Genomic DNA, 8454 nt, shown 5'->3' with positions numbered 1-8454 from the left:
CATGTTGGGTGGAGCGGACAATCCAAATGGTGAATTACTGTCTTATATCATTGGCGCTGACAGGTGCGCCACTTTAACCGCGAATTAGCGGGAAAGTGACGCACGAAATCCACGTCACTGCACCAGTCAACTCAACTGCACCAGCACATAGCAGGATTCTGACACACCCTTTTCAGCCATTTTAACCTACAGGAGACCATGAACCGATGCCGGAGGGGGATCAGGACGATCCGGGGGATGACCTGCGAAAGCGGGCGGCTGCTCAGAGAGCACAACCGATACCCCACAACACCTCAACAGCGACCGCCCCGGCGCTCAGGTATCGTTCGCAGCCCGACAAATCAATCAGGGCTATCGGCCTATGCGCCGGGGAAAGTTGTAAAGGATGTGGGTTTTGCGGCAATCATGAAAAGAGGAGTGATTATGGGAATGCTTATGCAGGAGATGAGCCGACTGGAGCGGCTGGCGCAGGGGATTGCCCGGCGTTCCCTGCAAAATGAGATGGCGGCGATACGTTGCCTGCTGGTGCAGGCGGGGCGTAATAAGCTGGCGGTCAGTGAACGGATAAGCAACCGGGCGCTGGGGCTGGCTGGGGCATCGCGCAATGGTTCGCACCGGGCTATCCCTGCGGCGTATTACCGACAGGTGCTGGAAGTTGCCATGGCGAAAGATGCCGGACTGGCGGCGGCGCTGGAACTGTCCCGGCTGATGGGGCTACGCTCACAGGAAGCAGTACAAAGCGCACAGTCGCTGAAAACCTGGCGGCAGGCCATTGAACGTGGAGAGCCACGGCTTACAGTGGTGTTTGGCACTAAAGGCGGGCGACCCCGCGAAACACGGATCCTCGATACTATAGCTGTCAGAAAAGCGCTGAATAACGCGATAACGGTAGCGGAACGCCGAAACGGCAGACTGATTGATAAATCCGACCTGAAAGCGGCCATGAAATACTGGCACAGCCAGGCATCAAGAATTGGGTTAACGGGTGCTTACTCCCCGCATTCTCTGCGCTATGCCTGGGCACAGGATGCAATACACCATTATCTGGCGCAGGGATTCAGCGAGAAAGAAGCACTGGCGCAGACGGCAATGGATCTGGGGCATGGCGACGGACGCGGGCGTTATGTGGCGCAGGTCTATGGGTGGAAAGGGGATGACTATTGATAATGCGGGTATCCATTGTTATCTGGTGAGAAAATTTCTACGTAGAAATTTTTTGCCCTGTTTCCTGTTGATCCAGAGATATCTATCGGTCTGACCAATCTATTTACTTTGCTTGTATATTTCCCCTTCTCATTTCCCAACGGGGAAATCATTACTCCCTTTACCCATATTTTGGAGAGAGCCAGGGATAAATAATATGAATGCAGATATTATATATCTGGCTTACGTTGCTAACCTGGAGATATCTTATGAGTACGGGCAATTTCTGGAAAAAATCATTTGAGCGCGATATTAGTGACACACCACAAAAAGTCTGGAATGCATTTGTTGATATCACCCGCTGGAACTTATGGAACCCTGGAGTGAAGTCTATCCATATGGAGGGTGATTTCGTTCCTGGAGTATGGTTTTCCATGGAATTGCCAGAGGGGAATATTATTCGTAGTCAGCTCATGGAGGTGTCTGAAGGGAAAAATTTTACTGACGAAACCAGGGGTGGTGAGATGATGGTCAGAGTGCAACATTATATCGAGCCTCTGCACTCCGGGCTGAGCCGGGTCATTTGCATTATTAATACACAAGGCCCTGACGCTCAGGCTTTTGGCGAGGGTGTTAGCGCGGATTTCCCGGATGTACTGGCTGGGCTGGAGAAATATCTTACGGAACAAACGGGCTGATTGTTTATTCGATTTTTAGTTATTCCAGAGATATCTTTCGGTCTGAACAATCAAAACTATGCTGGTGCAATGAGATACTGCATAACGGCTCTCTGCCATATTTCACCACAATGTCGGGATGTAAGGAATAAACTATAAAAGAAATCATATTGATAGGTAAGAATCCAAAAATATTCTACTGGAATAATTTTAGGTATTTACCTGTTGATTGAGGCAGGAATAATCGGTGATAGCTATTGCTGTTGCCGGATAAATGTGTGTCTACTCTGTCAGGAATATATCTGCCCGCGCCTGCACTGGAGCACTTCCGTCTGGCAGGGAAAGTCCTGTGCCATAAGGCCGGTAAAGGTAACTGCTGTTCCTTTTGTGATGTAAATCCGAAGCATTGTTACTGCGTAACATCATTTGTTTCTGTTACTGCGTAACGGCTCCAGCGTTAAATCCAGATAGCGGTCGCATTCCTCATCGTTCATGGACTGGCGCAGGGCATCATCTGCCTGAGTGATGAGCTGCTCCAGTATTTCGCGTTGTGAGAGACCGTGATGCAGTGCCAGCCGTTTCAGTGCTGACTTTGCTCCGAACAGGATCTCGGTATTCAGTCGCGCCGTATAATCTTCCCGGCACTCCCGCGTGTTGCGGCGATATCGGGCCTGCCGCTCGGCGTTCGTCATTGCCATTTTATCTGTCCCGGTTGTCGGTGTTACGCAGTAACGATAACATATCTGATGCGACAGCGTTACTGCGTAACGGAAAAAATAAAACCTGTTGCGCCAGAAAAGGCTAAAAAAGAAAAGGCCTAAGGGAAAGGGAAGCTAAGGGTAACAGACCTGCTCTGAAAAGGCTGAAAACCAAAAGGCCGGGGCTGGCGCAGTTCAGTGATGCCGATTCATCGTCAGAACCTTAAATTATTACCGCGGTAATAATTTAAGGTTCTGCCTTTCAATGGTGGCGACTGAGTGCTGTTTTTTTTCAGTAAGTTAACGATTACACCGTAATCGCCACTATATTATGACGCCCGATTTTGTTGTCGGGCATAGATATAAGGTGCAATACAGTCTTCACGATTAGCGTCCAGATAATCAGACCACCACTGCATCATCGCTTTGCGGGCATCAAGATGTTCCGCTTTGTGAATATAGGCCGCCCTGACACTGTTACGCTCCTGGTGGCTCATTTGCCGTTCCACCGCGTCGCGTGACCACCGTTCCGATTCCACCAGTGCGCTACAGGCCATCGCCCGGAAACCATGCCCACAGATATCGGTTTTTGTGTCATACCCCATCAGACGCAATGCCCGGTTGATGGTGTTTTCACTCATTGGCTTATACGGGTTATGGTCGCCGGGGAACACCAGATCCAGATGACCGGAGATTTCCTGTATCTGCTTCAGAATGGCGAGCGCCTGCCGGGACAGCGGCACAATATGCGGGGTACGCATTTTCGCACCACGCCCGGAGTAACGAACTTTATCGAGCGCCTCACGGGTGGCGGGAATGGTCCAGATTTTATTTCTGAAATCAATCTCGCCCCAGTGGGCAAAACGTAGTTCGCTGGAACGGATAAACAGATGCAGAGTCAGCATCACTGCCAGCCGGGTTAATTCCCGGCCCTGCTGATAGTCATCAATACGCTGGAGCAGTTCAGGTAACTGCTCCAGCGGCAGAGCGGGATAGTGATTTTTAACCGGAGGCGTGGTGACGCCTTCCAGATACATCGCCGGATTGTTTTCAGTCAACCCCTGCTGCACGGCGTAACGCATGATGTTGCAGAGTTGCTGCCGGGAACGGGACGCGACTTCCAGAAAGCCTTTTTCCTCGATAACTCTCAGTAGCGTGGTGAAATGCTGCGTTTTCAGCAGGGTAACGGGCAGATGACCGATAGCCGGAAAAATGTGGTTGTTCATGCTGGCGAGCAGACGGGCGGCATAATCCGTTGACCATTTTTTATTGCTCTTATGCCAGGCCAGCGCCACAGCTTTAAAACATTTATCCGGAGAGCAGGCAATTCGTTCGTCGGTTCGTTGCTGGGCGGGATTGATTTTCTGAGCCAGAAGTTTACGAATACCTTCGCGCTGCTGCCGGGCACCGGACAGGGAAACCTGAGGATAAGGGCCTAAAGCAATACGGGATTCTTTGCCGTTAAAACGGTATTTGAGATACCAGAGGCGTGAGCCGCCCGGATTGATAAGCAGATACAAACCCTGGGAATCGGTCAGTTTAAAGGGAGTTGCTGAAGGTTTAGTAGCGCGGATTTTGCTGTCAGTAAGGGACATGTGGTGGTCACTCCATTATCGAACTGAAATGACCCCAAATCAGACCACCAATTTGTCCCGATGCGGAGAGATAAATCAATATGCACTGAGACAAGTTTCTACGCTAACTCTCTGAATCCAAATACTATTGAGACATGCTGAGACGCATAGAAACAGGAATTTGGCTCCTCTGACTGGACTCGAACCAGTGACATACGGATTAACAGTCCGCCGTTCTACCGACTGAACTACAGAGGAATCGTGTGAACGGGGCGCATAGTAATGGCAGTGCATGGTGATGTCAAAGGGTGAAATGCATTTTTGGGTTTGTTTGCTGCCAATTTCAACAAAATGGTGAGCTTTCAATCTTTTTGGCAATGAACCATCGTGGTGCATATCCTTCTGTCATGGGGCAGGGAACGCGATTTCTGATAAAAATAGCCAGTGACGAAACTATCATAATCTCTTATTTGACAGTTGGTTAGCTTACGCATCAACGCCAAAATAAAACTGGCAAGCATCTTGCAATCTGGTGGTAAGTCATGGCGGCATTTGGGCCGATTCTTAAAAACCGGAGGCAATATGAACTTCAGACGCCTGAAATACTTCGTAAAAATTGTAGATATTGGTAGCCTGACCCAGGCTGCTGAAGTATTGCATATCGCGCAACCCGCGCTCAGCCAGCAGGTTGCCACACTGGAAGGTGAGTTGAATCAACAACTTTTGATTCGCACAAAACGGGGCGTTACGCCAACAGATGCCGGAAAAATTCTCTATACCCATGCGCGGACTATTTTACGTCAGTGTGAACAGGCTCAACTGGCGGTGCATAACGTTGGTCAGGCATTATCTGGGCAAGTCTCGATTGGCTTTGCACCAGGAACCGCAGCGTCATCCATCACCATGCCCTTATTACAGGCGGTTCGCGCTGAATTCCCGGAAGTCGTTATTTACCTCCATGAAAATAGCGGTGCTGTGCTTAATGAAAGACTGATAAATCACCAACTCGATATGGCGGTGATTTATGAGCATTCCCCTGTGGCTGGTGTATCCAGTCAGGCTTTGCTGAAAGAAGATCTTTTCCTGGTCGGAACTCAAGATTGTCCGGGGCAAAGCGTTGATGTTAATGCTATTGCGCAAATGAACCTCTTTCTCCCCAGTGATTACAGTGCTATTAGACTTCGTGTTGATGAGGCTTTTTCCCTACGGCGGCTCACGGCAAAAGTCATTGGTGAAATTGAGTCTATTGCCACGCTTACCGCAGCGATTGCGAGCGGCATGGGCGTTGCAGTATTACCCGAATCGGCTGCGCGTTCGTTATGTGGCGCAGTAAACGGGTGGATGTCACGCATTACCACACCGTCCATGAGTCTTTCTTTGTCATTAAATTTGCCCGCCAGAGCGGATTTATCGCCACAGGCACAGGCAGTGAAAGAACTGTTAATGTCAGTGATTAGTTCTCCAGTGATGGAAAAAAGGCAGTGGCAATTGGTTAGCTAAGCGTTATATCGGGATGGAATAAGATGCGGGTTTTTATTATTTGTTATGCCGGGCATTAGACTTTAACAATAACGGAATATCTGAACTGCCCGGAGTTTACCGTGAATTTCCAACAACTAAAGATAATCCGTGAAGCTGCACGTCAGGATTACAATCTGACAGAGGTCGCGAATATGCTTTTTACCTCACAGTCCGGCGTCAGCCGTCATATTCGAGAACTGGAGGATGAACTTGGTATCGAAATATTTGTTCGACGAGGTAAGCGACTGCTGGGCATGACTGAACCGGGCAAAGCATTACTGGTCATTGCAGAACGTATTCTGAATGAAGCCAGTAATGTTCGTCGGCTTGCAGATCTGTTTACCAACGATACGTCTGGCATACTCACTATTGCAACGACGCATACTCAGGCACGTTATAGCTTGCCTGAGGTGATTAAAGCCTTTCGCGAAATTTTCCCGGAGGTTCGGCTTGAGCTAATCCAGGGGACGCCACAGGAAATTGCGACGTTATTGCAAAATGGTGAAGCTGATATTGGTATCGCCAGCGAGCGTTTGAGTAATGATCCGCAGCTCGTCGCCTTCCCGTGGTTTCGTTGGCACCATAGTTTGCTTGTTCCACTCGTTCATCCCTTAACGCAAATTACGCCATTGACGCTGGAATCAATAGCGAAGTGGCCGTTAATTACTTACCGACAGGGGATTACGGGGCGCTCACGTATTGATGATGCATTTGCCCGCAAAGGTTTGCTGGCAGATATTGTATTAAGTGCGCAGGATTCTGATGTCATTAAAACCTATGTTGCTCTTGGACTGGGGATCGGATTAGTTGCCGAACAATCCAGCGGCGAACAAGAGGAAGATAATTTAATCCACCTGGATACGCGGCATCTTTTCGATGCCAATACGGTCTGGTTGGGGCTGAAGCGAGGACAACTACAGCGTAATTATGTCTGGCGCTTTCTGGAACTCTGTAACGCTGGACTGTCGGTTGAGGATATCAAGCGGCAGGTGATGGAAAACAGAGAAGAGGAAATTGATTATCAGATATAGCAAAAAGCCCGCGTTAAAAGCGGGCTTTTCAGAAATTTGGCTCCTCTGACTGGACTCGAACCAGTGACATACGGATTAACAGTCCGCCGTTCTACCGACTGAACTACAGAGGAATCGTTGTTGAGGCACATCTTAACGGCGAAAAATTTTTTGTCAAACCCGATTTTTAAATTTCCAAACTGTTTGCCGTTTCTATCAACAGTTTGTTGCATTTGCAGACAATTTGTCGGCGAAAATCTTTGCAGGTTTGCTGATTCTCCCTCATTATTTGAAATGTGGTTTCACGTTCTGCAATTAAGGTTGGCTTTGAATATCTCCTCTGCTTTACGCCAGGTTGCTCACGGCACTCGCTGGCATGCCAAACGCAAGAGCTACAAAGTGTTGTTCTGGCGCGAGATAACCCCGCTTGCTGTACCTATCTTCATGGAGAATGCCTGTGTCCTGTTGATGGGGGTTCTGAGCACTTTTCTGGTTAGTTGGCTGGGAAAAGATGCGATGGCTGGCGTGGGGTTGGCCGATAGCTTCAATATGGTCATTATGGCTTTTTTTGCCGCTATCGATCTTGGTACTACTGTCGTTGTGGCATTTAGTCTCGGAAAACGGGATAGACGACGAGCGAGGGTGGCTACGCGGCAGTCATTGGTGATCATGACGTTGTTTGCCGTACTATTGGCGACGCTTATTCATCATTTTGGCGAACAAATTATTGATTTCGTCGCAGGTGATGCTACGACAGAAGTTAAAGCACTGGCGTTGACTTATCTGGAGCTGACGGTACTCAGTTATCCAGCAGCAGCCATCACTCTGATTGGTAGTGGGGCACTTCGTGGTGCCGGGAATACGAAAATACCGTTACTGATAAACGGTAGCCTGAACATTCTTAATATTATTATTAGCGGCATATTGATTTACGGCCTTTTCTCCTGGCAAGGACTGGGATTTGTCGGGGCTGGACTGGGTTTAACCATTTCTCGTTATATTGGCGCAGTTGCAATTTTGTGGGTACTGGCGATTGGTTTTAATCCAGCACTAAGGATTTCGTTAAAAAGCTATATTAAGCCACTGAATTTTAGCATTATCTGGGAAGTCATGGGGATTGGCATTCCAGCGAGTGTCGAATCAGTATTATTTACCAGTGGTCGGTTATTAACCCAAATGTTCGTTGCCGGGATGGGGACCAGTGTTATTGCCGGGAATTTTATCGCGTTTTCAATTGCGGCTCTTATCAACTTACCCGGAAGTGCGCTCGGTTCTGCATCTACGATCATTACAGGTCGAAGGTTGGGGGTAGGGCAGATAGCGCAAGCAGAAATTCAGCTGCGGCATGTATTCTGGCTCTCCACTCTTGGATTGACGGCAATCGCCTGGCTAACGGCGCCCTTTGCCGGGGTTATGGCATCGTTTTATACCCAGGACCCACAGGTTAAACATGTCGTTGGGCTAAACGCTTTATTTATGCCTATTTGGTCTGCCTCATGGGTGCTACCCGCTGGATTTAAAGGTGCTCGCGATGCCCGTTACGCCATGTGGGTTTCTATGTTGAGCATGTGGGGGGGCCGGGTGGTAGTCGGTTATGTGCTGGGAATCATGTTGGGCTGGGGTGTGGTTGGTGTCTGGATGGGAATGTTTGCCGACTGGGCTGTGCGGGCCGCGCTGTTTTACTGGCGAATGGTTACTGGACGTTGGCTGTGGAAATACCCTCGCCCCGAGCCAAAAAAGTGTGAAAAAAAGTCAGTTGTGTCGGAATAAACGTAAGCGTACAGCCTGAACCGTCTGGTCAGAATCTGACGAATTAGACAAAGTGGTGTCC

7 protein-coding genes and 2 tRNA genes are annotated in these 8454 nt (G+C 49.0%); 5 read left to right on the top strand and 4 right to left on the bottom strand.

The annotated features are described in order from the left end of the window. Positions 1-423 precede the first annotated feature (423 nt). Both A7090_RS23815 and A7090_RS23810 read left to right on the top strand, forming a co-directional pair. A complete protein-coding gene (locus tag A7090_RS23815; protein ID WP_105275750.1) occupies positions 424-1164 on the top strand; it encodes an integrase domain-containing protein in 741 nt (246 codons plus the stop codon). A 248-nt stretch (positions 1165-1412) separates the two neighbouring features. Next, on the top strand, positions 1413-1841 hold the full coding sequence (locus A7090_RS23810) for a polyketide cyclase (protein ID WP_105275749.1): 429 nt from the start codon (positions 1413-1415) through the stop codon (positions 1839-1841). 401 nt (positions 1842-2242) lie between these two features. Here A7090_RS23810 and A7090_RS23805 read toward each other — a convergent pair whose 3' ends face one another. From A7090_RS23805 to A7090_RS23795, 3 genes are all read right to left on the bottom strand, one after another. Continuing rightward, positions 2243-2518 (bottom strand): hypothetical protein, encoded by a 276-nt coding sequence (locus A7090_RS23805; protein WP_105275748.1) that lies wholly within the window; start codon positions 2516-2518, stop codon positions 2243-2245. A gap of 329 nt (positions 2519-2847) precedes the next feature. Beyond that, on the bottom strand, positions 2848-4113 hold the full coding sequence (locus A7090_RS23800) for a tyrosine-type recombinase/integrase (RefSeq protein ID WP_105275747.1): 1266 nt from the start codon (positions 4111-4113) through the stop codon (positions 2848-2850). A gap of 161 nt (positions 4114-4274) precedes the next feature. Beyond that, positions 4275-4350, bottom strand: a tRNA-Asn gene (locus tag A7090_RS23795). A 324-nt stretch (positions 4351-4674) separates the two neighbouring features. Here A7090_RS23795 and nac point away from each other — a divergent pair. Together nac and cbl are read left to right on the top strand one after the other, a co-directional pair. Continuing rightward, positions 4675-5592 carry a nitrogen assimilation transcriptional regulator NAC gene (gene nac, locus A7090_RS23790; RefSeq protein ID WP_105275746.1) on the top strand — a complete coding sequence of 306 codons (918 nt, stop codon included), beginning with the start codon at positions 4675-4677 and terminating at the stop codon, positions 5590-5592. Between the two features lie 101 nt (positions 5593-5693). Continuing rightward, complete coding sequence (cbl, locus tag A7090_RS23785) at positions 5694-6644, top strand: HTH-type transcriptional regulator Cbl (RefSeq protein ID WP_105275745.1); 951 nt, start codon at positions 5694-5696, stop codon at positions 6642-6644. A gap of 37 nt (positions 6645-6681) precedes the next feature. Here the strand turns inward: cbl and A7090_RS23780 are convergent. Next, positions 6682-6757: transfer RNA gene (locus A7090_RS23780), tRNA-Asn, on the bottom strand. A 160-nt stretch (positions 6758-6917) separates the two neighbouring features. Between A7090_RS23780 and yeeO the strand changes: the two genes are divergently transcribed. Continuing rightward, complete coding sequence (gene yeeO, locus A7090_RS23775; RefSeq protein ID WP_105275744.1) at positions 6918-8393, top strand: toxic metabolite efflux MATE transporter YeeO; 1476 nt, start codon at positions 6918-6920, stop codon at positions 8391-8393. Positions 8394-8454: the final 61 nt, after the last annotated feature.

The organism is Escherichia sp. MOD1-EC7003 (assembly GCF_002965065.1).
Classification (GTDB): domain Bacteria; phylum Pseudomonadota; class Gammaproteobacteria; order Enterobacterales; family Enterobacteriaceae; genus Escherichia.
The sequence above is the reverse complement of the archived record's forward strand: the minus strand, read 5'-3'. Positions and strand labels throughout refer to the sequence as shown.